This window comes from Pseudoalteromonas sp. SR45-6, assembly GCF_014163545.1.
Taxonomy (GTDB): Bacteria; Pseudomonadota; Gammaproteobacteria; order Enterobacterales; family Alteromonadaceae; genus Pseudoalteromonas; species Pseudoalteromonas rhizosphaerae.
On the sequence record NZ_JACJDM010000009.1, the window covers coordinates 99,260 to 122,707 of the forward strand.

Sequence of the window (23,448 nt, forward strand, 5' to 3'; positions counted from 1 at the left end):
CTTCAACTTTATTTTATTTTGTTTTATTTCAATGCTTTATTTTTTGGAATGATGCCTGCATTGGTACAGTTACTTAATGATTGAGGGCTTACTAATGAGATTAACCCATTTAGCCATAGCGTGTTTAGTTTCACTTCCTTGTGCTGTATTTAGCCAGCCATTCGATAATTGCCCTAGTCAGGCATTTTTGATGCAGGATGCAAAGGCACAGCTTTACGGTATAGATTTAGTGTCGGCTAAACCTACGATTTTATCATCGGCTTTGACGTTTGCTAGCGAGGCAAATAATGAAAGTGTGAATGCCGTCGGTTTTAATTACAAAGACCAATACTTATACGGTTTTAGCCGACAATCGCCTAAAAGCGTGGTGCAAATTGGTAGCAACTACGAAATGAAGCGGTTAAATGTTACTGGCCTACCCGATACTAATTTTTATGTAGGTGATATTCAAGTGACTGGTGAGCAAGCAAATCAAAGTGCGATGTATTATGTATATACTCCCAATTTTGGTTTATATGAAATCAATCTAGAGGGTGATCTAGATGCCCCCATAACTGCTCGGCTACTACCTGCAACCGAGACATGGAACTTAGGTATATTTGATTTTGCATTTCATCCGCAAAGTAATCTGTTATACGCAGTTGAATCAAATGGTGATTTGCATGAAATTAACGTTGCAGAAAATACTACCAAGTTTATTACTCAAGTTGATATTGGTGATGATACGGGCGCATTTGGTGCTGCCTATTTTGATATCAATGGTCAGTTTTATTTTAGTAATAATAAAAGCGGAAAAATTCACAAAGTTGATTTAAGTATTAGTCCTGTTGTTGGTTATACGCCTGTTGCGAATGTGTTTACATCGGGCCCTAAGTCAAGTCAGAACGATGGGGCTCGTTGTGCTATTGCCGAAGTTGAGGTAACAGATAGTTCGATTGATTTTGGTGATGCTCCTCTACCTTATAACACCAGTTTAGAGCAAAGCGGAGCCAGGCATTTATTCGATCCTAACAGCACTGGCAGTAACCTGATTTATTTAGGCGATACAGTCGATGGTGAAAATATCAATACTGATGCCGACTTAATCAACAACCCAGTTGATGCATCAGATGATGGGGTGAGCTTTGTGACGGCAATATCGGCGGGTCAAGATAGCCAAATTATTGTAAACGCCTCTGCGAGTAGCTTTTTATATGCATGGTTTGATTGGGATCAAAATGGCGGCTTTAGTGAAAGTGAGCGCATAATAACTAAATATCAACTTAATCAAGGCGATAACAGTATTTTAATTAATGTACCTAGTAATGTTAAAGCTGGGCAGACATGGGCTCGTTTTAGGGTAACTGATGGCTCGGAAGCTTCGCTTATTACTGCCACTGGCGGTGTTTTAGGTGGTGAGGTGGAAGATTATGAAATAACAACATTTGCTAGTGCTGTATACCCAGGAGAAAACGATTGGGTGACACTTGCTTATGAAGATAAATGGCCGTTTGCAGGTGATTATGACTTTAATGACGTGGTCGTAAATTACCGTACTACTCAGCTCATTGAGGGCACTAATGTTGTTGGTTATAAAATTGATGGCCAGTTAATTGGTGTAGGAGCAACCTATCATAATGGCTTTGCGGTAAGCCTTAAAGAGACGGTAAATAATACAACTTACTCAATTTTAAGTAGAGAAGTCGATGCCGATAATATTCGGTTTGTGATTAATGGCGAACTACAAACAGGCTCATTTTTGGAAGCAAACACAGAGCAGGCTATTTTAATTTTTATGCAAGACACTTGGCTGCATGTGAATAAGCAATCAGGGTGCGAGTATTTTAGAACGGAAAGCAGTTGCGACGTTAACAGCAAAGTAACTTTTAGTATGACTATCCCATTAAAAGTCCCTAAAGCGAAAATATTATCCCCCGGAACATTATTAGACCCTTTTATTTTTGCTACAGAGGGCTTTTATCATGGCGATTTTTTAGTTGGTAAAAATGCGCGCAGCTGGGAAGTACACATGAAAAATCAAGCGCCCACAGAAGTATTTGACGCGACTTTGTTTGATCTCAGTGGTGCAGATGATGTGAGCCAGCAAGAAAGTGGTTTGTTTTTCTTAACTGAAAACGGCCTACCATGGGCGATTGAAGTAGGAGTGCAATGGTTACATCCACTTGAAGGTGTAGATATAACCGATGCCTACGATAGCTTTGCTAATTTTGCTCAGTCGTCAGGAAAGCAAAATCCACAATGGTTCAATCGCTACAACAGCAATAATGTGGCAGTTAGAGGGGAACAGTAATGAAAAAATTAACTGTAATTTTATGCTTATCATCATTTTTAGTTGCGTGTGGTGGTGGTGAAAGCGAAAGTACTGCGGCAGTACCTGCAGCTGTTGAATCACTACCATCGAGTGTCGTTCCTATCACCACCGACTCAGCCGGAATGGCCAGTTTAGTGATAGATGATCGTTTTGATTTATCAACGAAATTTAAACTAAAGATTGATGTAGATCTCTCTATAGGTGACGTAAGAGCTTACTTAAATATTTGCCAAAAAAAGGCCAATAGCCTACGTGCTGATTATGGAAACTGCTTAGTTAGAGCTCCTTTATCGCAAGGCTCTATAAAAACTACGCTTGCAATGAGTAGACAAGATATCGAACTGATTGCAGAAATTTGGTTTTACGATACCAGCACTCAACCCCTTTCATTTGCATGGCAGTTTGATACACAAGCAGAACATCAGATGTTTGAAATAAGGTAGTAAAAGTCAAAGGCAAGCAGTAACGGTAAAGTGATCAAGCTAAAGAATACACCTAGGTATATTCTTTATACTAGTTAGGGTAGTGATTTATGTTGAAGTTTCTTAATGATAACAATGGCGATCTTTTGCAAAAAAAGAGGCTAGTAAAATTTTTTGTCGCAGCAGCTGCGTTTATGCTAATTGCGATTGCCTATAATCCTTCGCAATATTATTACGCTGATCTTTTAGTATCATTGCGTATGCCATTACTAGTTATTGCCTTATGCTTTGCCATGTTGCTTTTAATTATAAAAGCAACATATTTAGGTGGGGCGCTATCAATTATATGCTTGATAAGTTTGAGTTCATTATTACCATTGCATTCGTTACCAAGTGAGCAAACCAAAAATGCGATTTTGATAAAACAAATAAACTTAAATTATAGTAACCCGTTTATTGAATCGCACTTAGTTAGCTTACAAAAACAATCTTGGGATGTATTAATTCTGCAAGAGTTTAGTGATTTAAATCGGCATTTGCTCTCTCGTTTTTTAACCAAGGCTAGTTTATTTGGTTATCGTGAAGTAGAGGGGATCCCTTACGGCATCGTTGTTATTTCGCGTTTCCCTATAATTTATAGACAACAAGTAAAACTTCAAGGGGATAGGTTAGGTTACATTAAACTGCGCTTGTTATTTAATAATGAAGTTATCACTACGTATATTGCCCACCCACCATCACCAAGAACCAAGCAGCACTGGGAAAATAGAAATATTTTACTCGCGGCGCTGCATGCAGCAACAATACAAGAGCAAACACTATGGCTAATTGCAGGTGATTTAAATATTGTCCCTTGGTCACGTTATTTTAGTTGGCAAAGTACACAAAGTTGTTATGGAGCAAATCCTTATAGCAGTTTTATGCCCTTAAATATTAAGCCGACACTGCTAACCGGGTTACCCATAGATCACTGTGTTTTTGACGAGCAATTTACGTTAAACAGCTTAATAGTGAGTAATTTTGCAGGAAGTGATCATAAGATGCTTAGTTACAGTTTGAGCCTTCATGATTAACCAAAGTTCAGCTTAGTTAGTTAATAAAAATAGCATGCAGGATTAACCACATGCTATTTGATTAAATAAACCAATGCGGATTTATTTTACTGTAATGGCAAAGGTCATTTTTAAGTCATGTAGTAAATGACGTAGGTTTCGCTTATGTGGAAAAAGTGTGAATGCAGCAGTTGCAATCGATAGGGCTTTAAATTTAGAACCTATTTCTCGATAGTACTCACCATAGCATTCTAAAATGCGTGCTTGTGCTTTTATTTTTGCCATAACGCCAGCATCATGTTTACAACGCGAGACAATTTCTTTCATTGCATTGAGTCTGTTTTTACGGTTTGCAGTAATAGAACCCGCTCTCATCAAGTAATCCATTGCGATACGCGGTGAAAACGCAACATCACCGATCCTTGCAAGTTTTAACCAGCAATCCCAGTCGCTAGCGCTATTTAATTGGTTATCAAATCGGCCAATATAATTAATCGCTGAACGCTTAACCACAACCGAAGATGTGCCAATTACATTAGCAAAAATCAGTAAATCAATTGGGCATTTTAAATTTTGATAACCCATATTATTTTTATCAACAAATTTTGAAAATTCAGGCCAAAAAGAAAAACAATCGACAATGGGTTCATATTCTTCGTTAATATGCATATAGTTTGTGAAACTTAAAACGCACTCTGAGTGCTCTTTCATATAGCTTAATTGTTCGTATAACTTATCATCACTCCAGTAATCATCAGCGTCTAAAAAAGCAATGTAATCACCTTTTGCTGCGGCAATAGCGCGATTTCTTACATTGACAACGCCAGTGTTTTCTTGCTCTATAACAATTAACTGGGGAATTGTTGTTTGGGCGGTTTTTAACCACTCAACACTACCATCTGTTGAACCATCATCAACCACAATAATTTCTAAATTCACGTTTTTTTGTTTAACAACACTACTAATGGCTTTGGCTAAATATTGTTTACAATTGTAGTTAGGGATAATAACGCTTATTTCTATACTCATGATCCGCATCCTAGTTTTATAAATTAACTAACTAAGTACTACGCAAGTTCAGCGCCAATTATTTTAATAGGTTTGCGAGGGGGTTTTTGTCTAATGCTTTGCATTTTGCAACAGATGTTCGCAAATTGACTTTTTAATCATGTTTTTGGTGTGTTTTAACTGGGCATGCTTCTTGCGAAATAACCATAAGTTATATTTGGAGTGTTGAGCATGAAACATATTGGCATTGTGGTACCGAGTTTCCATATCCCCTCAGAAACCTTTGTGGTAACTGAGATAAACGCATTAGTAAGAGCTGGGCACAAGGTCAGTGTTATCACCTTTGCAAATTTAAATAGTTGTACCAATCTTGATAGCAGTGTAAACGTCATTACTATTGAAAAATCGTTGTTATATGCGGCCAAGTTTGCCATGAAAAAACCGCTGGCAGCATTTAAAGCGGCATTAACAGCAACAAGGTTTACCTCAATCTCGGTCACTTCACTGCTTGGCTACGGATTAAATATTGCTGACATAATCAAACAACATGGTATTTCCCACATACACTGCCACTTTATGCATGCGCCTCTGGCGTACTCAATTATAGCCAGCAAAATTGCAGGCATTAGTATCTCCTCGATTGGCCACGGGCATGACGTATACGTTAATGATACTGATCTTAGGCTGAAACTCTCATTGTGTAATTTCTCCGTGGCCGTGTGCAAAGATATGGCTGAACAGTTAGGTAAATACAAAGCGGGTAAAGTTGAGTTGCTGCATTGTGGAGTTGATCTAAGTTTATTTAACGCAACGCCTAACCGACTTAATGAGTCTGTGAAACTATTATTTATTGGCCGTTTAGTTGAAAAAAAGGGACTACAATTTTTACTACCCGCAATAAAAAAATTAAATAAAAAATACTCAATATTTTTAGATGTTGTTGGTGAAGGCCCTTTGATGAACGACCTAAAGTTTTTATGTGAAAAGTTAGGCATTGAAAAAGAAGTTAGATTTTTAGGCAAGCAAACGCCACTGTGGCTATCAAAAAACACCAGTAATTACTCTGCGTTAGTTGCGCCATTTTGCATTTCAAGTAACGGAGATAGAGATACTGGTCCGGTGGTTTTAAAAGAGGCTATGGCTAGTGGTATTCCAGTGCTCACAACTCAATTAATGGGAGCCAAAGAAATTGTTAATGACTCGGTGGGCTTTAAGTGTGAGCCGTCGAGTATTTCAGGGTTGGAGAAAATTTTAACGGAGTTTTGTGAATTAAATCCCTATGAGAGATACGCCAAAGGAATTAACGCCAAACGCTTAGTTGCAAATAAGTTTAACGCCAGCTCACAAGCTAAAAAATTGTCATCTTGGGTGCAAAACTCTTAAGGAATAAAGATGAATGGATTAAAGCAAATCGCCTATTTTGGACTATCAACCTTGTTACTTAAGGGGCTTGGCTTTGCTTTGTTGCCTATATCTACTCGTCTTTTAAGCCAAGCTCAATTTGGTGAACTAAACTTTTTAGTTTCTATTTCCGCTATTATGTCTTTGTTGTTGTGTTTAGGGTTACCCGAATTATTGTTCAAGCAACAAATGAAAAATGCGGTTTATAAACAAGCTTTGTTTAGAGACGCGATTATTTTATGTAGCGTTTTGAGTGCGTTGTTTGTTGTTATCATGGTGTTATTTACCAGCTCATTTAGTGTGTTATTACCCATCTCCATTAATAAACTTGATCTGCAGTTATTAGCGGTTAATTTAGCATTTTCTGCTGTGCTGACCATTGTGTTTTGCTTTTTAAGATATTACGAAATGGCTAAGCAGTTCTGCTTTTTAGCTATTTTACAAGGAGTGGGGCAAACGCTACTCACCATTATATTACTTTACCTTGGCTATGGAGTAACGGGGGTTATGGTGTCGGGTGCTGTGTCGAGCTTTATTGTGCTGATGATTTCGTTATGCGTCATTGGCCGCACAATTACGATTAGTTTTAACTATGTTCCTTGGAATATAAGTTATAAAAATAGTTTGTTTTTATTAAGTATTATTGCTTCATCGCTGTTTGTGTATGCAAATAATGGCGCTGAAAACTGGTTTATTGCAGCCAGTGTCGGAAAAGAAAAGCTTGCCCAATATTATGTGGCAATGCAATTTGCAGTTATGACTTCGTTTACCTTTGAACCGATCAGAATGTGGTGGTTTTCTCGTCGTTTTAATGAATTAACTTCTTGTCGCACTCGTTATGTTTCTTTATGTGAGCTAAGTTTAGAAATCGCAATTGCGTTGTGTGCAGTAATGCTTATTGTTGCGCCTCATTTATTTATCTTGGTTTTACCACAAGGTTACTTACTAAATTCTTGGCTTTTACCCAGTTTAATATTTATTGTTGTACTTAGGCATCACAGCGATCTACTCAATATTGGTTGTTATATTCATTTTAACGCACTATTTGTCACTATTATTAATGCTGTTAGTGCAGCTTGCGTACTAATAGCATTGGGTATTCTAGTGCCTAAATGGGGAGTGCTTGGTGCAGTGGTCAGCTTAGTATTTGCACAAACTCTTAAAACAGTGTTGTTTGTTGTTGTTAGCCAAAAGCTCGAAAATCTGGCATTTAGTATTCAGCGATTAGTACCTAGCTGGCTCTGTTTTATTAGTGTTTTTGCCCTGAGCGTAAGTGAAATTATTCATTATGTAATTTGGCAAATCGCGGCTTTAGTTTGCCTAATAGGCGTTTTATTTAATAAGTATCAAAACAGAATAATGGCAATACTGAATCAGTATGTAACAAGGAAAGCACATGGTTAATTGGTATAAAGCGCATTGCCATTTAATAAATGGCTTGGTGATTACTGTGCTCATTTTAGGTTTGTATTCGCTATTTGGCCCCATAGCCGCTTTTGCCTTGTTGCTATTACCGTTTGCGGGTTTTTTGGCGATACGTATTAGCACCGTGTTTATTATATTATTTATTTTGTTTAGCTATTTTAGAATCCACGAGGCGTTTGTTTTTCTAATGCCGCTTAAAATTCCTAAATTACTTGCTTTAGCATCTTTACTGGCCATTGCATGGCATTTATTTGTATCTAAAACTTTAAAACCACATTGGAGCTCTACGCATCTTATTTTTGTAATTTGGTTCGCTTGGCTCACGGTATGCGTATTTTCAGCTTCAAATAGAGGCGTTGCTATTGAGTATTGGTCTGGTGTGTTGGTTAAAGTATTTATTATGGTATTTGCTATTAGCTGGTGGTTAACGCGGTTTTCGCATTTTAGTTACATTAGGCTGGGTATTATGATCTCAGGTGTCACTATCGCTTTAGTGGCGTTGAATAACAAAATAAATGGTGTGGGGTTAGTTGAAGGAACTAGAGTGACTATTTCACGGGAATATCGCTCGCAATTAGGTGATCCCAATGATTTATCTTTGGTGTTGATGTTTCCTGTTTCATTTTTAGCAGCTGAACTTTTTGATACAAATAGTAATAAGTATCGACGTACTTTTGCCGGAGTTGGTTTGATCTTGGCTATTTCCGGTGTTATTGCCACTCAAAGTCGTGGTGGTTTATTAGGAATAGCCGCTATTTTAAGTTTCTTTTTATATCAAAAAGTCAAAAATCCCTTCGTAGTGGCTATGTGCGGTGGTGTCGCTATGCTTGCCATGATGATTTTTGCTGGTATTTCTGACCGACAAAGTGGTGGTGCGGCAGAAGGAGGTGTCGATGAATCAGCTATGGGTAGGCTCTATGCTTGGCAGGCTGCAATCAATATGGCGTTGTCTAATCCATTAACTGGCGTTGGAGTTAATAATTTTTTTGTAAATTACTATTTTTACAGTCCTCATTGGGATGGCAAGAATCATGCAGTACATAGCACATGGTTTCAGGTGTTAGGTGAAACTGGCTTTGTTGGCTTTTGTATTTTTTTACTCGTGATAGCCAGTATTTATCGAAGTCTGTCGCGGGTTTATTGTATTAATAAACGTAGTTTTAATCCTGAAGTGATGGTGAACGCTAACGCATTAAAGGCCGGTTTAATTGGCTTTATGGTTGCTGGCACTTTTTTAACTCAAGCTTTTACATGGCCACTGTATATTATTCTGGCTCTGACTATTGCACTAGAAAAGCTTACTATAGAAAGTAATAAGGAATAACAATATGTTGATACAGCTTAAACTTTGGCTAAAAAATAGTAATAATCCATTAGCGACATGGTTGTTTCAATTTGCAAAGTCGCTTCGCAATCCGCAAATCATCGTAATCCCTGTGCTACATGCTTCACTTTACTATTTGCATTATTTTATAAAAGAGTTATGCCATGAGCTAGTTCGGATTTTTTATTATACACCTTTATTTAAAAGCCAAATTAAGGGCAGTAAAAAGCGCTTATATTTATATTCAGGTATGCCGCAAATACTTGGCAAGTTAAAAATTGAATGCAAAGACGATGTGAGAATTTCAGGGATCAGCACCTTATGTGGGCGGGTGAGTAATGAGCGAGAGCCGCTACTAAGTATTGGCAATAATGTTGACATTGGTTGGCAAAATGCTTTTTCTGTAGGGCGCACCATTATTCTTGAAGACGATGTCAGGCTGGCAGGACGAGTTTTTTTAGCCGGTTTTCCTGGGCATCCAATTGACTGTGATCGCCGCGCTAACTCTGAAAGCGATGATGAATCTCAAATTGGTGACATTATAATAAAACGCGGTGCTTGGCTGGGCACTGGAGTGACTGTACTGGGCGGTGTCACAATCGGTGAGGGGGCGATAATTGGTGCGGGAAGTGTGGTTACTAAAGATATTCCTGATTTTACTATTGCTGCGGGAAACCCTGCCAAAGTAGTTAAAAAAATTAAGGGGTAAGTGTATGAAATTTATTGTATTTGGTGAAGACTGGGCGAGTCATCCAAGCAGTACTCAACATTTATTTTCAGAGCTTGCTAAGCAGCATGAAGTACACTGGATAAACTCCATTGGTATGCGAAAACCAAGCGCTAAATTTCATGATATTAAACGTATGCTCAGCAAGTTAAAGCAGTTATTTCGACAGTCTAAAACTGCTGCAATAGCCACACCCAACAATATGACTATTTATAAGCTGCCTGTATTACCTTGGCACGATAATCGACTCATTCGATGTTTTAACCGCTGGATTTTTTCTCGTTACCTTGCACCCTCAACTTGTAGTGAGCCGATTATGTATTGGTTAAGTGTGCCAACTGCACACTATTTATTTGATAAAAAAACCACTGATAAATTAATTTATTATTGCGGCGATGATTTTTCTGCGTTGGCAGGGGTTGATGCTAAACTCGTTGCCCCCTTTGAGCAGCAGCTTATTAATAGCGCAGATCTTATCTATGTGATCAGTGAGTTATTGCTGGCAAAGATGCCCGCTACAAAAACAAAAATGCTGACCCACGGCGTAAGTTATGAGCTATTTACAAGCGACGTTGAAAAAGCCGATGAAATACAAACTATAAAAGAACCTATTATTGGCTTTTACGGCAGTATTAATGCTTGGTTAGATATTGCGTTATTAACCGCCTTGGTGGCTGCAAGGCCGCATTATCAACTCGTGCTTATCGGAGATATTGTGACTCCTGTTACACAGCTATTGCAGTTTAAAAATGTTACGCATATTGGCGCAGTTAGCCACGACCGTTTAGTATCGTTTTCTGCTCATTGGGATGTGTCGATTTTACCTTTTGTGAATAATGAGCAAATCAGAGCGTGCGATCCGCTAAAACTTAAAGAATATTTAGCGACAGGTAAACCGATTGTCGCAACTGATTTTCCTGCAGTTAGTAATTATACGCCGCATATTTTTATTGCTCACTCTAGTCATGACTTTATTAACAAGGTCGATGAGGCGCTTTCGTTAACTCAGCCACAATTAACATTATTAAACAGCGTACAAAAGAATCTAGCAAAAGCGCACAGCTGGCAGGCAAAGGCGCTTATTGTTAACGAAGACCTGCTGCGACTAAATCCTCCACATTGAGCATTAAAATGTAATCTTGGCGCGCCCTGTGCAACTACCTTATTAAACTAGGCTATTTACAGTGTAAATTTTTATTATGCAAATAGCCGTTAAATTTCGCATTGCAATATGCAAATTAATAGGTAGGGATTATGTTAGTTAGAGAGCAAATAAAAAGGTTACTTTATTTAGCTTTGTATGCAGTTTATACAAGGGCGAAACTATTTGTTTTGCCTCTGTTCATCGTACCTGTTGTGGTTATTTTACTCGCTGCAACTGCGCAAAAGCAGTACACAAACCATGCAACAATCTTAATAGAAGAATCTGCATTACTAAACCCATATTTAGATGACTTGTCTTTTTCGTTTGATTTATCAAATCGTATGGCTGCATTACGCACGCTTGTAATAAGTCGAAAAGTGTTGATAGCTGTTGCTAAAGAAACAAACTTAGTTGCTAAAGATGCAAGCCCTGCTGCTATTGAAAAAATTCATCAAGAACTCTCACAAGCGCTTTCTTTATCACTGGTTGGTGATGAATTGGTGCGAGTTAACTTTACTTGGCATGACCAAACTCAAATGAAAGCAGTATTAGAAAAAGTGGTTGAGAAATTTATAGAGAGTTTATTAGCACCAACCAAGGCCTCGCTTGATACGTCTGAGCAATTTTTTTATCAACAGTTAGTCAGTTTACGAGAAGAACTCGAGGTTTCTGAAGAGTCGCTAGCTAATTTTAAAGCTAAAAATAGCAACACTTTACCTGCTGTTTTACATAGCAATAGACAAACGTTCGATAAGTTACTGAGTGATCAACAACAAAAGTCTATCGTCTTATCAGGTGCAAAAGCCAAGCTTGAAGCGCTAACAACAAAAATGGGCCAAGCAAACCCAATTTTAGGACGCATAGAAGAAAAAATCATTAATGCCGAATCACAGTTGAGCTTTTTAAAAACCCGTTATACCGAAAAGCACAGTAAAGTCGTGTCGAAAAAACGTGAACTGCTGAGTATTCGAGCTCGCCAACAGGCTTTAATAGAAAGTGGCAAAAATCTAGATGCAACAAACATAGATCAACTTTGGCAAATGGCCAATACACTTCCTGATGGCAAAGACAATGAAAGTAATGTGCTTGTTTCACAGATACTTGCATTAGAAGAAGCAAAAAACACTGTGCTCCAACATCAACAAGAGTTTGCCATGTTGGAGCAGCAAGTTAATACGGTGAGTGAAAGGTTATTAGTTACAAGCGATATAGAGAAACAATTAAGAAAGCTAGAGCGGGATTACGACGTTAAGCAATCACTTTATAAAGATATGCTGGGACGTTACGAAATGGCAAAAGTAACGGGTAAATTAGTTAAATATGAAGGGCCTGACAAAGTAAAAACCATAGAACGAGCTTACAGCCCAACCCAGCCAATCAATACCTCTTTAGTAGTGGCGATTATTTTGGGGATTGTTTTAGGCATATTTACAAGCACCACCTGTGTATTTGTAGCGACATTATTTGATAGTCACTTAAAAGATATTCAAACCATTGAAAAACTATCTGCTTTGGAAGTAGTTACTATTTTACCTATTGTTGGCAAAGGTTCATTACATGTTCCTGCTAGCCCATCAATGCACTTTATTAATAAGGGGAGTTAGCATGAACGTCCTACATTTAGTTCAGCACTTTAAAATAGGTGGCCTTGAAAAAATGGCTGTGACCTTAATGCAAAAAAGCCAATTCGCAAGCACCAGTATTATTGTTTCGCTAGAGGGCAATGAGCAAGAAGCAGTTAGTGAGTGGCCTGCTTTAGCTTTATTTGAACAAAAACTGATTAGCTTAGATAAAGCGCCTAGGTTTGATCTAAGTATTATCAAAAAGCTCACTGAAATAATTAAAACACACGAGATTAAAGTGATTCATAGTCATCACATTGGTCCCATGTTGTACGCGAGTCTAGCTTGTCTTACAAATACTCAGGTAAAGCATGTCTCAACTATTCATGATGCTTGGTATTTAAAGAGCTTTAAACAGCGTTTAATTACCAAAACACTTAATAAGTTAACTAAAATTCACTGGGTTGCAGATGCACAAGTGGTCGCGAATGAATTTTATAATGAAACAGCGATCACGGCAGATAAAACCATTCTGAACGGTATCGACTTACAGCAGTTTAATCACATCAATGAAGCAACCGCAAGGCTCAAACTTGATCTTCCTGCTGATAAAAAGTTAATTGGTTGCTCTGCACGATTAGAGCCGGGGAAAGGGCATTTGGATCTCATTAAACTACTGCCTTTGCTGCCTAAAGACATCGAATTAGTGTTTGCTGGTAATGGTAGCTTACGCTTTTCGTTACTCAGTGCGGCAGTATCGCTTGGGGTGGTAGAACGAGTGCATTTTTTAGGAAATGTACAGCATATGCAGCTATTTTACTCAGCTATTAACGTTATGTGTCTTTATTCACAAAGAGAAGGACTGCCCTTATCAATTTTAGAGTCAATGGCGTGTGGCAAAGTAATTGTGGCGACTGATGTTGGCGGTATCAGCGAGGTCGTTACAGAAGAGCAAGGCATATTAGTCAAGCCAAATGACTCTTTTGGCCTAAAAATTGCGCTATTGAAAGCATTAGACATGAAATATGGGCTGTGTATTCGAGAGCATATTCTCTCAATTGCAGATGCAAACAAAATGAGTGAAGCGTATGACCACTTCTATAATGGCTTAGCTTCATAAGGGGAATGCAATGACTTTTCTACTGATCACATTGGCTGTTTTAATTACACTGGCTTTATATCATCATGTTGGTTACTTACTGTTATTAAAGCTATTTAGTAACAGTAAACCGATTGAGATGACTGAAAATACTCAACCCAGTACTCACTTTGGTATTTTAATGTGTGCTTATAACGAACAAGAACACATAGCAGAGAAGCTTTATAACTTAGGCTCAATGTTATATAGCACTGAGCTATACACCATTCATGTTTATCTTGATGGCTGCACCGATAAAACTTATGACGAAGCGATGCTAGCGCAGTCGCATCTTGCAAAGCAAAATGTAGTTTGTCATTTGCATTTTAGTAAAGTGAATAAAGGCAAATCATTTGGCATCAATGAACTGATAAAGCTGAGTAAGCCAAATTATGATGTTTTACTCTTTACCGATGTTAGTGCGCTACTGAGTATTGATGTGCTCAATAAAATTGATGCCGATTTTAAAGATCCTAATATTAATGTTATCACCGGCGTATATATTTTAGATGATTTAGCCACTGCTGAGCAGCAACAGTACTGGCAATATCAAAACAAAGTGAAGAGTATGGAGTCGTCTTTAGGGGCTGTTATTGGCGTGCCAGGTGCTATGTTTGCGATACGCTCAGCTCATGCGGCTTTATTAGATGAAAACACCATAAATGACGATTTTATTATCTCTATGAAAGCGTTAAACCAAGGTGGGAAAGCCGTTGTAAACAGTGAAATAAATATCGTTGAGCGTGAATGTGATGAACAAAGTCATGATTATGCCAGAAGAGTAAGATTAGGTGCGGGTAACTGGCAGCAAATAAAAATGTTGTTTGAATTATTAAATCCGAAATTAGGCTGGGTAAGTTTTAACTATTTTTCACATAAAGTATTGCGTGGGGTCATGCCAATTATTCTGCTGCTGATTTACGCGTTACTTTTTTCACTTGCACTATCTTCAAGCTTGTTAATACCTAAAGTGGTATGTGTTGCGATAGTCTGTACTCATGGCTTAGGAGTAGCAAAAAAAGCTTTTAATATCAGGGCTAAGTTACCAATTGTAGATAGTGTAAATTATATTATCAGCGCTTATTTTATGGCTCTGTGGGGGATTGTTAAGTTTGAGCGTGGTGATTATAACCAGCATTGGCAGCGCGTTCATCAAACCCAAGAATCAAACAAAATATTCATCAAAACCATTAAGCGCACTATTGATGTAGTTGGCTCTGCGGTTGGATTAATATTACTTTCACCAGTTATGTTAGCTGTTGCATTAGTGATTAAACTGACTTCAAAGGGCCCTGTGTTATTTAAACAGCTGAGAGTGGGACAAAGTGATGATGATTTTGTCGCTTTATTCAATGTTTTAAAATTTCGCTCTATGGTTGTTGATGCAGAAGCAAAAAATGGCGCGGTGTGGGCAAGTAAAGATGATCCTCGTATAACTGCAGTTGGACGATTTATTCGCAAAACACGCTTGGACGAATTACCACAACTTTGGAATGTATTGATCGGTGAAATGTCTCTTATTGGCCCACGGCCTGAGCGACCAGTGTTTTATTCAAAGCTTGAGAAAGACATCCCGTACTTTTGTCAGCGTACTTATGGGATCAAGCCCGGTATATCGGGACTCGCGCAGGTAATGAATGGTTACGATGAGAGCATTGACGATGCGCGCAACAAAATAGGCTGGGATTACGCCTATATGCTAAGTACTTCATCTGCACGCAGTTGGTGTTATATGGAGTTTACTATTTTCTTTAAAACGTTGGCTGTTATATTCACTGGTAAAGGTCAGTAACGTTGTTTCGCATAATGCAATTGTGCACTCAAAAAGCAATTGCATTATGCATCCCTCCTCTAAAAAATAGTATCAAATAATTTAAAACCCTTAAATATCAGTTTGTTAATTCTGGCATTCTTCTTGTAATAGTCTATTTGTATTTATATTTTAATAGGTGATTCAGATGAAAAATTTAGCCAATAAAGTAGAACAAACAGTTGTCGTACTTCCTAATGATTTCTCCGGCTTTGCTGTCGATGAGTTAAAAGATCAGTTTGAACAGCTAGTCGAGCAAGGCACACACTTCGTGATTCTCGATTTTACTAAGACCGAATTTATCGACTCTTCAGGAATAGGTGCTATTGTTTTTCTATACAAAAGAATTGAAAAACAAAGTAATAAGCTATCTTTACTTAATGTAACGGGGCAGCCGTTTAAGCTAATGAACTTATTAAGAGTCGATAAAACCATTCCATTTATTGACTCAATATAAAAGGTATCAGGGAGAGTACAATGAAGGCACGCATAGTAATTGTTATTATAATGTTTTTAGGCGGCTGTGCTTCTTGGCCTGATGACGGCCAAGGTGGCTTAGCTGAAAAGTATCAAAACTATCCATTAGCCGATGAGCAGTACGATGAAAACTTCACTCAGCCCGAGGACGTTGTTAAGAGTGAATTTGAACACCTTGTACTTAAACTTGAGTTATTAAAATCGCAAGATATTAAAGCTTGTATGCCTGCGCAACTATTAAAAGCACAAATTTATGAAAATCGTATTCGTAGATTAATCGCTGGACAAATGTGGGAAGATGCTGAGCATGATTTACTGATTCATTATCATGGGCTTAATCAGTTAACGAATCACTTTGATACGGTTAGAAAAGTTACGGATTGTGCCTCTACGACTAATGAGCAACCTGCGTCATTTAGTATCAAAAAACAAATTGCACAGCTATTGAATAGCGATAATCAATTTGCATTTAATGCGTTTGAAATAACCCCTAAATATGCCGTACGAGTTGCTCAAGCTGCAGATTTAGCGAAGCAACTAGGCAGTATTAATATTTTACTTGTGGGTCACACTGACGCGGTTGGAGATTCAGGGAGTAATTATGAGTTGGCACTTAAGCGTGCCGATACGGTGAAGCATTGGCTTGGCGTTTATGGCGTGCCACAGCAAAATATTACAACCCTAACGCAAGGAAGTTTGCAGTCTTACAGTGATGCCGCAGAAACTGAGAGTACACGTCATTCAGACCGCAGAGTTGAAGCAATAATTCTAGACGCAAACACGCAAGGCTTAGAAAGCAATAAAGCTAAAGCGCTGATGAACTGGACTAAAATAATACAAAGCAAAAAGGAGTAAAATAATGAAATATTTTTTCACAATATTTGTTTTGTTTTTTTTAGCGACCAACAGCTTTGCGGCAAATGAAGCGGATAACTCAATTGTGCAAGCGGGTAATAAACTCTTTTTATATGTGCCTGGCGAGGTTGAATTTGATGGCACGTTTGAAGTAGATAAAAAAGGCCAGATCAACATACCTGAAGTAGGGCAATTTAATGTTGCCAATAAAACAGTGGCGCAAATCGAACTTGAGTTAAAACCGGTTTTGGCTGAGTTGTTTGTTGCGATAGATGACTTTTATGTGGAGATCCGCAGCCGAGATATATTTATTAATGTGATGGGTTATGTCATTACGCCTTCCCAAGTCAGTATTCCTGATGATGGTAATATTCAAATGGTAATAGCTAAAGCGAATGGTTTAAAGCCTGGCGCTCAGCTCGATCGTTTGCAAATAAGACGAGGCGATGAGGTGATTGAGTTTAATTACAAAGCCTATTTAGATACAGGTAATATTAGCTTACTTCCAACCCTTAAAAGTGAAGATACGGTGTTTGTACCGGTATCTCCTTTACTTGGTAATGTACAAATAGACTTTGATGCACAAACACTTAGCGCAACGGGAGATGCCAGTGACAATAGCGCTATTACAATTTTGGGCGAAGTACATAATCCTGGTAGCTTTTCGTTTAAAGAAAATATGACCATCTTAGATGCATTAATGCGTGCCGAGGGAGTAACACGCTATGCTGATGTGACTAAAATTAGAGTCATTGTCGATAAGTCCCCAGTGATATTTGATTTAAAAGCATATTTAGATAAACCCACTGATAAGAATATGCCGCTTCTCAAAGCTGGTTCAACCATATATGTGCCAATAATGGTCGATGATGTAAACACCACTTCTCGGACTGTTTATATCATGGGGGAAGTGCAAAAGCCTGGAGCTTACGAGGCTGCAGATAGTACCAATTTTCTAGATATTTTAGCTAATGCAGGGGGGCCAACACGCTTTGCAGAAACGCGACAGATAAAAATATTAACCCCGCAAGGTGAAAGTATTTTATTTGATTTACAAGGTTACAGTGAAGGTAGCATTACGACAAAAGTACCTGATTTAAATCCTGGTGATGTTATTTTCGTGCCCGAAAAAACAGATGTAAACGAAAAAAGCTGGTTAAAAATTCCGACTAAACGTGCGATTAAAATTATTGGTGCCATTCAATCTCCCGGACGTTATGAATGGAGTGATGAAATGGATTTTACCGATTTATTAGCTCATGCGGGCGGGCCAACCAAAGGGGCCAATATTAATGATATTAAAATATTACGTAATGGTGATGTCACTCAGCGTTTCGACCTCGAAAAGTACACTATTACTGATGGAAAAACAGCGCTACCAAATTTGATCGCAGGCGATACAGTGATTGTAGAGGAGTTGCCAGTTGACCCTGGCGATAATAAATCACAATGGATACGCCAAGCGTCGAGTAAGTCTATTTATATTATGGGTCAAGTGGGCTCTCCTGGGCGCTACGCGTTTAATGATAATATGCATTTTATTGATATTTTAGCCGCTGCAGATGGCCCTAATGGCAATGCTGATATTCGCAACATAAGAGTAACGCACCGTAATGGTAATAGTGCCAAGGTTAGCAAGCTTGATTTAGCTCTGTATTTTGAAACCGGAGATGAAACTCTCTTTCCACATGTGTTGCCCGGAGACACTATTTTTATTCCTGAAAAAGATAAAGACTGGTTACGTACACCTAAAGAGAGAGTGGTTCGTATTATGGGGGCAGTGCAAAAGCCGGGTCGCTATAACTTTGATGACACTATGTCTATTTTAGATGTATTAGCTGAAGCGGGTGGGCCATCAAGTTCCGCACTCATTGATAAAATTGTTGTGGTTAATCATTCTTGTTGTAAAGAGCAGTCTCGAGTATTCAATCTTGAAGCATTTATAAAATCACCAAACTCGGCAAATATTCCGGTATTAAGGGCTGGCGATACTTTATATGTACCAGATAAGGGGCAAGATCTATTAAGTCAATTTAAAGATAATTTCTTAGATTTTATAACAATAATTGCTTTAGTGGTGAGTTTATGAAGTTAATTCCAGAGCAGTATCATGAGCTTGAAACGATTTGTAATACCCTCGTTGATAGTGATGCACGATGCGTTACATTTATTTCGCTGTATGGTGGCGAAGGTTCATCAACGGCGTGTAGCAGTGTTGCCCAGCGATTAGTTAGTCAACATAAGTCAGTATTGGTGATTGATCTTAACCCCATTAGTTCGTTTCGCTTAGATAAGCAGTTATCTAGCTTAACTAAGCTATGGCGATTTGATGATATTTCTTGCCAGTTAAGTGTATTACCTTATCAGGGGATAGATATTTTGAGCATACATAATTTAGAGTCCATTGATTCGGCTAAAAATAAACATGTACTCAATGAGGCTGTGATCCGTTTAAAACAAGAATATGATTATGTGTTACTTGATATGTCTCCTGCGTTAAAGCTCAATCGCAATAATATTCCGCTACACTCTTTAAGTTTATGTAGCGAACTGACTTTAGTAACAGTTGGTTTAGGTGTTAATGATGAAGAGTCTTTGTGTAACGGCGTTGCAGAGCTTAAACAAGCTGGCCATAGCAATATTAAATTATTAGTGAGCCAATATAGTTTTGCACCTTTGGGTGAACGAATGCTATTACTTTTACAAAGATATAGACCTCAATGGCCAAGAGTATGTACGTTTTTAACAAACAAAATCAACAGGCAAAAGTGGCTGTTTAAGCATTATTGAGGTCTTTATGGATATATTATTTGAACGACGCTTTGAATTGTTATGGCCAACGTTAACCGAGATACGCCAAGTGTTAAAACATGTGTTGGGTGCATTATCAGTAAAACGGGATGAAGCGGATGCTGCCGGTTTAGTTGCAACGGAGTACCTCACTAATTTGATTAGGCATAATCAGGGGGATGAGCACGTTATTATGTTGCGCATCAGCCAAACGAATACTGACACATATCATTTAACGTTTGTAGATGAATTGAAGCCTTATAATTTATTCAAAAAAAATGACTCATCTTGGACAATCGAATCGCATGAATTAGTTGAAGGTGGAATGGGGGTTGAGTTAATTCGTCATTACTTTGCAGATGCAACGTATGAAACAATAGCCTCTAAAAATTATTTTTCCTTTCCTTTGATTAACATAGATAAAAGGCCAAGTATTATTTATGTTGATGATGATGTTGTCCAGCTTGCATTAATGAGCGCCTATCTTCAAGACAAGTTTCAAGTGATCACCTGCGAAAATATTGAGGCGGGTTGGCAGGCTATTTTAACCTCTGATGCCAGTATTTTATTACTTGATCACCAACTAAAAAAAGGCACTTGTGAGCCATTATTAGAAAAACTAAATAAATCTAATCTCAAATCACAATTATCGGTAGTGATGTTAACCGGTGATGACAGCGAAGAAGTGATCAGTAAAATTAATCGCTTAGGAGTCGATGATTACTTAATTAAACCAGTGAAAAAAAATAAGCTTTTGCAAAGTATTGAAAGGGTAACGCACCGGTTCGCTTACTTATCGTATCAGAGCACATTTGGCTTAACACCATCAAAAGTGTTATTAGCTAATAATAAAACAGCGCATATTTTTGGTTCAATTGCGGTCGGTAACGGTGGTGACTTTTTTATGCCGATTAATGATGAAGGGACTGCTTTTATCCTCGGTGATATGATGGGGCACGGCTTGCAAGCACTTAAAGAAAGCTTTGCGATTAAAGGCTTTATCAGTGGCTTTTTAGCAACTGGATTGGCATATCAAGACATGCTGGTGGCGCTTAATAATGCGCTTTATAAGCAGCAACTATGCAAATCGAGTTTAGTTACACTGGTAATTTGTTTTTTAGGAAATAATAAATTGTATTGGCTTAATGCCGGACATCCACCGCCAGTTATTATTGATAAAGATGGAAAAATATCTCAATTAAAGGGAACCGGTCCATTGTTAGGCCTTTCTAATGATCATCAATACACCCTTTATGAAGCTGAATTAGAAAATATTGAACATATTTTACTTTATACGGATGGTTGGACCGATAATCGCTTTACTGACAAAGATGAAATGGCTGAGTTAAAAACAATAATCCCAACACAGAGCAACTCTGCTGAGGACTTTGCCCACTCATTATGGAAAAACTCGCAAGTGACACTCTCCAAAGAAATTGATGATGCATCACTAATAATAATTAATTGAATTTGATTTAATGAGGTAACTATAGTTAACTTAACATTCATAAGTTAATATTTTTTATCTAAATAATTCTTAGCGGGCTGCTAAAAGGAAAGGGATTATGCCACCAACAATACTCATTGTAGAAGACACCCAGTCGCTCGCTATGTTGTATCAATCTTATCTAGTTCCTACAGGTGTTAATACTCTGGTGGCAAATGATGGTGCAAGTGCTTTAGCGATTATTGATAAAATAAAGCCTGATCTAATCGTATTAGATGTCATGTTACCAGACATGAATGGTTTAGATATTTTAGCCAAGTTAGCTCCTGATAATTCTCCTCAGGTTGTTGTTTTAACTGGTCATGCGACAAAAGAAATGGCCATTCAAGCGATCAAGCTCGGTGCCAGTGACTTTTTAGAAAAGCCCGTTGAGGCAGAGCGCTTTCGTATTACAATAAACAATGCGCTAAAAATAAAAGACCTAAAACAAACCGTCACGAAATATAAAAATACCTACGAAAATGGTCGATATTTTGATTTGATTGGTAGTTCAAAGCAGATGCAATCTGTCTATCAAATAATTAGCTCGGCATCGGTAAGTAAAGCTACGGTGTTCATTACCGGTGAAAGTGGCACAGGAAAAGAGCTCTGTGCACGAGCGGTACATCAAGCATCGAATCGCGCTGATAAGCCTTTTGTTGCGTTAAATTGTGCTGCGATCCCTAAAGATTTAATTGAAAGTGAAATTTTTGGTCACTTAAAGGGCGCATTTACAGGAGCTATTGCGAATCGTCTCGGGGCTGCGGGTCAAGCTGATGGCGGTACCTTATTTTTAGATGAGCTATGCGAAATGGACGTCAACTTACAAAGTAAGCTGTTGCGTTTTATTCAAACCGGCACTTATCAGCAAGTAGGCAGTGAAAAAGTTGTTAAAGTTGATGTACGATTTGTGTGTGCAACCAACAGAGATCCACTTGTTGAGGTCGAAGCCGGACGGTTTCGAGAAGACTTATATTATAGATTGCATGTGATCCCTATTGAGTTGCCACCATTAAGGGAACGCAGTACAGACATTATTGAGATAGCAGAAGCTTTGTTTATCAAAATAGCTCGCGAAGAGCAACATCCGTACAAAGGCATTACAGAGGATGTAAAGCGCTTACTGGCTCAATATGATTGGCCTGGTAACGTGAGACAGTTAGAAAATGTGATCCGCAATATTTTAGTGCTCAATGCCCAAGAGTGGATTGATGTAAATATGTTGCCCAGCTTGCCACAAAGCTCTCAGAAAGAAATACCAAATTATAAGCCAAACGAAAGCTTTACTCATACTAAAATACAAGAATTTGAAGAGTTACCGCAAATTGAAAGTGATATAAAAGCACTTTGGTTAGCAGAAAAAGACTATATAGAACGTGTTATAAAAATATGTTCAACAAATATTCCCAAAGCAGCAGCATTACTTGAAGTTAGCCCTTCTACCCTTTATAGAAAAATTAAAAGCTGGGAAGAAAACTTATAAGCGTAAGCGTGATTTTGCGGTGTACGCATTTTGTAATAACAAAAATTGGTTTTTACCAGAAAACCTTTCTTTAAGCATGACGTAAGCGGCTTGTGCCATAGCGCTTTTTTGATCAGGAGACTGTATTAAAAGTGCGTTAATACAATTTTGACACTCTTGTGCATCACCTGTTTTCATTAATAAGCCATTCGTATTATTTTTTATGATACTTGGGATGGCGCCAACAGGACTGCTAATTACGATTTTATGGTGCGCCATGCTCTCAAGTAATGTCATGGGTAAACCTTCCTCTCTTGAGCAGATAAGCAACACATCGATTTGATGCCAAATATCGTCGCGATTGGTTAAACCATGATAGTGTAAGTTTTCCAGTTGCGGGATGGTATTGCGCATCGGACCGTCGCCAAAAAGGTGAAACATCACATTGTTACTGTTTTGCATACTTTCGGCTAAGGTATAAAAAATATCAGGAGCTTTTTCATACGATAACCGGCCAACAAATCCAATTCTAAGAGGGGATGAGGAAAAGTTAACCGTAGGTGGTTCTTTGATATCAATAAAGTTTTCTAGTAATGTGGCATTCTTAATTGTTTTGCTGATTTGCTCTGAGACTGCAAAGTTGGTTGATAAACATGAAAGCCACAGGTCTAGTTTGTTATATAGCCACATTTTACCTGTCCCAGCATCACCTGCGTGGTAAGTGCTTATACAATGTTTATGAGTAAGTTTACAGGCTAAACGGCCTAAAATACCCGCTTTATAACCATGGGTATGAATAACTGTATTGTCATCGTAGCGGCGCAATTGCTTAATTAAACTCGAAGGTGTGCCTTGCAGAAAATCATAGCGTATGCTTTGCTTATCAAGTAACGTATAAAAATCATTATTGCCATGATTTTTATAAAATAAAACAGAGCAAGAAACGTTATTTTTACTGAGTAGTTTGTGTAGTTCCACGATGTGGGTTTCAATACCACCGATCATGGAAGAGTCAACAAACAAAATAATCTGGCAATTCATAACGAACCTCAAA

19 protein-coding genes are annotated in these 23,448 nt (G+C 38.1%); 17 read left to right on the forward strand and 2 right to left on the reverse strand.

The features are described from left to right. The first annotated feature begins 94 nt into the window (after window positions 1-94). The 3 genes from H5158_RS06780 to H5158_RS06790 all read left to right on the forward strand — a co-directional run bounded on the left by H5158_RS06780 (window position 95) and on the right by H5158_RS06790 (window position 3,806). On the forward strand, window positions 95-2,290 hold the full coding sequence (locus H5158_RS06780; RefSeq protein ID WP_182739704.1) for an LruC domain-containing protein: 2,196 nt from the start codon (window positions 95-97) through the stop codon (window positions 2,288-2,290). Further along, a complete protein-coding gene (locus tag H5158_RS06785; protein ID WP_182739705.1) occupies window positions 2,290-2,754 on the forward strand; it encodes a hypothetical protein in 465 nt (154 codons plus the stop codon). Before H5158_RS06780 ends, H5158_RS06785 begins: the two co-directional genes overlap by 1 nt. An 89-nt stretch (window positions 2,755-2,843) precedes the next feature. Further along, the gene (locus H5158_RS06790; RefSeq protein WP_259398782.1) at window positions 2,844-3,806 is read left to right on the forward strand and encodes an endonuclease/exonuclease/phosphatase family protein; all 963 of its coding nucleotides are present in this window, start codon (window positions 2,844-2,846) and stop codon (window positions 3,804-3,806) included. Window positions 3,807-3,887: 81 nt separating this feature from the next. Here the strand turns inward: H5158_RS06790 and H5158_RS06795 are convergent, their stop codons facing one another. Beyond that, a complete protein-coding gene (locus H5158_RS06795) occupies window positions 3,888-4,814 on the reverse strand; it encodes a glycosyltransferase family 2 protein (RefSeq protein WP_182739706.1) in 927 nt (308 codons plus the stop codon). 210 nt (window positions 4,815-5,024) lie between these two features. Here H5158_RS06795 and H5158_RS06800 point away from each other — a divergent pair, with 210 nt between their 5' ends. The 14 genes from H5158_RS06800 to H5158_RS06865 all read left to right on the forward strand — a co-directional run bounded on the left by H5158_RS06800 (window position 5,025) and on the right by H5158_RS06865 (window position 22,415). Beyond that, on the forward strand, window positions 5,025-6,176 hold the full coding sequence (locus tag H5158_RS06800; RefSeq protein WP_182739707.1) for a glycosyltransferase: 1,152 nt from the start codon (window positions 5,025-5,027) through the stop codon (window positions 6,174-6,176). Window positions 6,177-6,185: 9 nt separating this feature from the next. Continuing rightward, the gene (locus tag H5158_RS06805; protein WP_182739708.1) at window positions 6,186-7,598 is read left to right on the forward strand and encodes a lipopolysaccharide biosynthesis protein; all 1,413 of its coding nucleotides are present in this window, start codon (window positions 6,186-6,188) and stop codon (window positions 7,596-7,598) included. Further along, a complete protein-coding gene (locus tag H5158_RS06810) occupies window positions 7,591-8,943 on the forward strand; it encodes an O-antigen ligase (RefSeq protein WP_182718089.1) in 1,353 nt (450 codons plus the stop codon). The genes H5158_RS06805 and H5158_RS06810 overlap by 8 nt, the downstream gene beginning before the upstream one ends. A gap of 4 nt (window positions 8,944-8,947) precedes the next feature. Next, entirely contained in the window at window positions 8,948-9,652 is a 705-nt protein-coding gene (locus H5158_RS06815) for an acyltransferase (protein WP_149980662.1), read from the forward strand. A 4-nt stretch (window positions 9,653-9,656) separates the two neighbouring features. Further along, window positions 9,657-10,793 carry a glycosyltransferase gene (locus H5158_RS06820; RefSeq protein WP_182739709.1) on the forward strand — a complete coding sequence of 379 codons (1,137 nt, stop codon included), beginning with the start codon at window positions 9,657-9,659 and terminating at the stop codon, window positions 10,791-10,793. Window positions 10,794-10,924: 131 nt separating this feature from the next. Continuing rightward, window positions 10,925-12,418 (forward strand): GNVR domain-containing protein, encoded by a 1,494-nt coding sequence (locus H5158_RS06825; RefSeq protein ID WP_182718092.1) that lies wholly within the window; start codon window positions 10,925-10,927, stop codon window positions 12,416-12,418. Between the two features lies 1 nt (window position 12,419). Next, on the forward strand, window positions 12,420-13,496 hold the full coding sequence (locus tag H5158_RS06830; protein WP_182732252.1) for a glycosyltransferase: 1,077 nt from the start codon (window positions 12,420-12,422) through the stop codon (window positions 13,494-13,496). Window positions 13,497-13,506: 10 nt separating this feature from the next. Further along, window positions 13,507-15,306, forward strand: a complete 1,800-nt coding sequence (locus H5158_RS06835) for a sugar transferase (RefSeq protein ID WP_182718094.1) — start codon at window positions 13,507-13,509, stop codon at window positions 15,304-15,306. Window positions 15,307-15,472: 166 nt separating this feature from the next. Next, a complete protein-coding gene (locus H5158_RS06840) occupies window positions 15,473-15,781 on the forward strand; it encodes an STAS domain-containing protein (RefSeq protein WP_149980667.1) in 309 nt (102 codons plus the stop codon). A gap of 20 nt (window positions 15,782-15,801) precedes the next feature. Further along, window positions 15,802-16,656: an OmpA family protein gene (locus H5158_RS06845; RefSeq protein WP_182718095.1), complete on the forward strand. Its 855-nt coding sequence runs from the start codon at window positions 15,802-15,804 to the stop codon at window positions 16,654-16,656. A 4-nt stretch (window positions 16,657-16,660) separates the two neighbouring features. After that, a complete protein-coding gene (locus H5158_RS06850; RefSeq protein ID WP_182718096.1) occupies window positions 16,661-18,745 on the forward strand; it encodes an SLBB domain-containing protein in 2,085 nt (694 codons plus the stop codon). Continuing rightward, complete coding sequence (locus H5158_RS06855) at window positions 18,742-19,446, forward strand: AAA family ATPase (protein ID WP_182732256.1); 705 nt, start codon at window positions 18,742-18,744, stop codon at window positions 19,444-19,446. The genes H5158_RS06850 and H5158_RS06855 overlap by 4 nt, the downstream gene beginning before the upstream one ends. A 7-nt stretch (window positions 19,447-19,453) precedes the next feature. Next, a complete protein-coding gene (locus H5158_RS06860) occupies window positions 19,454-20,914 on the forward strand; it encodes a SpoIIE family protein phosphatase (protein WP_182739710.1) in 1,461 nt (486 codons plus the stop codon). 97 nt (window positions 20,915-21,011) lie between these two features. After that, window positions 21,012-22,415 (forward strand): sigma-54 dependent transcriptional regulator, encoded by a 1,404-nt coding sequence (locus H5158_RS06865; protein ID WP_182739711.1) that lies wholly within the window; start codon window positions 21,012-21,014, stop codon window positions 22,413-22,415. Here H5158_RS06865 and H5158_RS06870 read toward each other — a convergent pair. Next, entirely contained in the window at window positions 22,410-23,435 is a 1,026-nt protein-coding gene (locus H5158_RS06870; protein ID WP_182739712.1) for a glycosyltransferase family 4 protein, read from the reverse strand. The two genes, H5158_RS06865 and H5158_RS06870, sit on opposite strands and share 6 nt — an antisense overlap. Window positions 23,436-23,448: the final 13 nt, after the last annotated feature.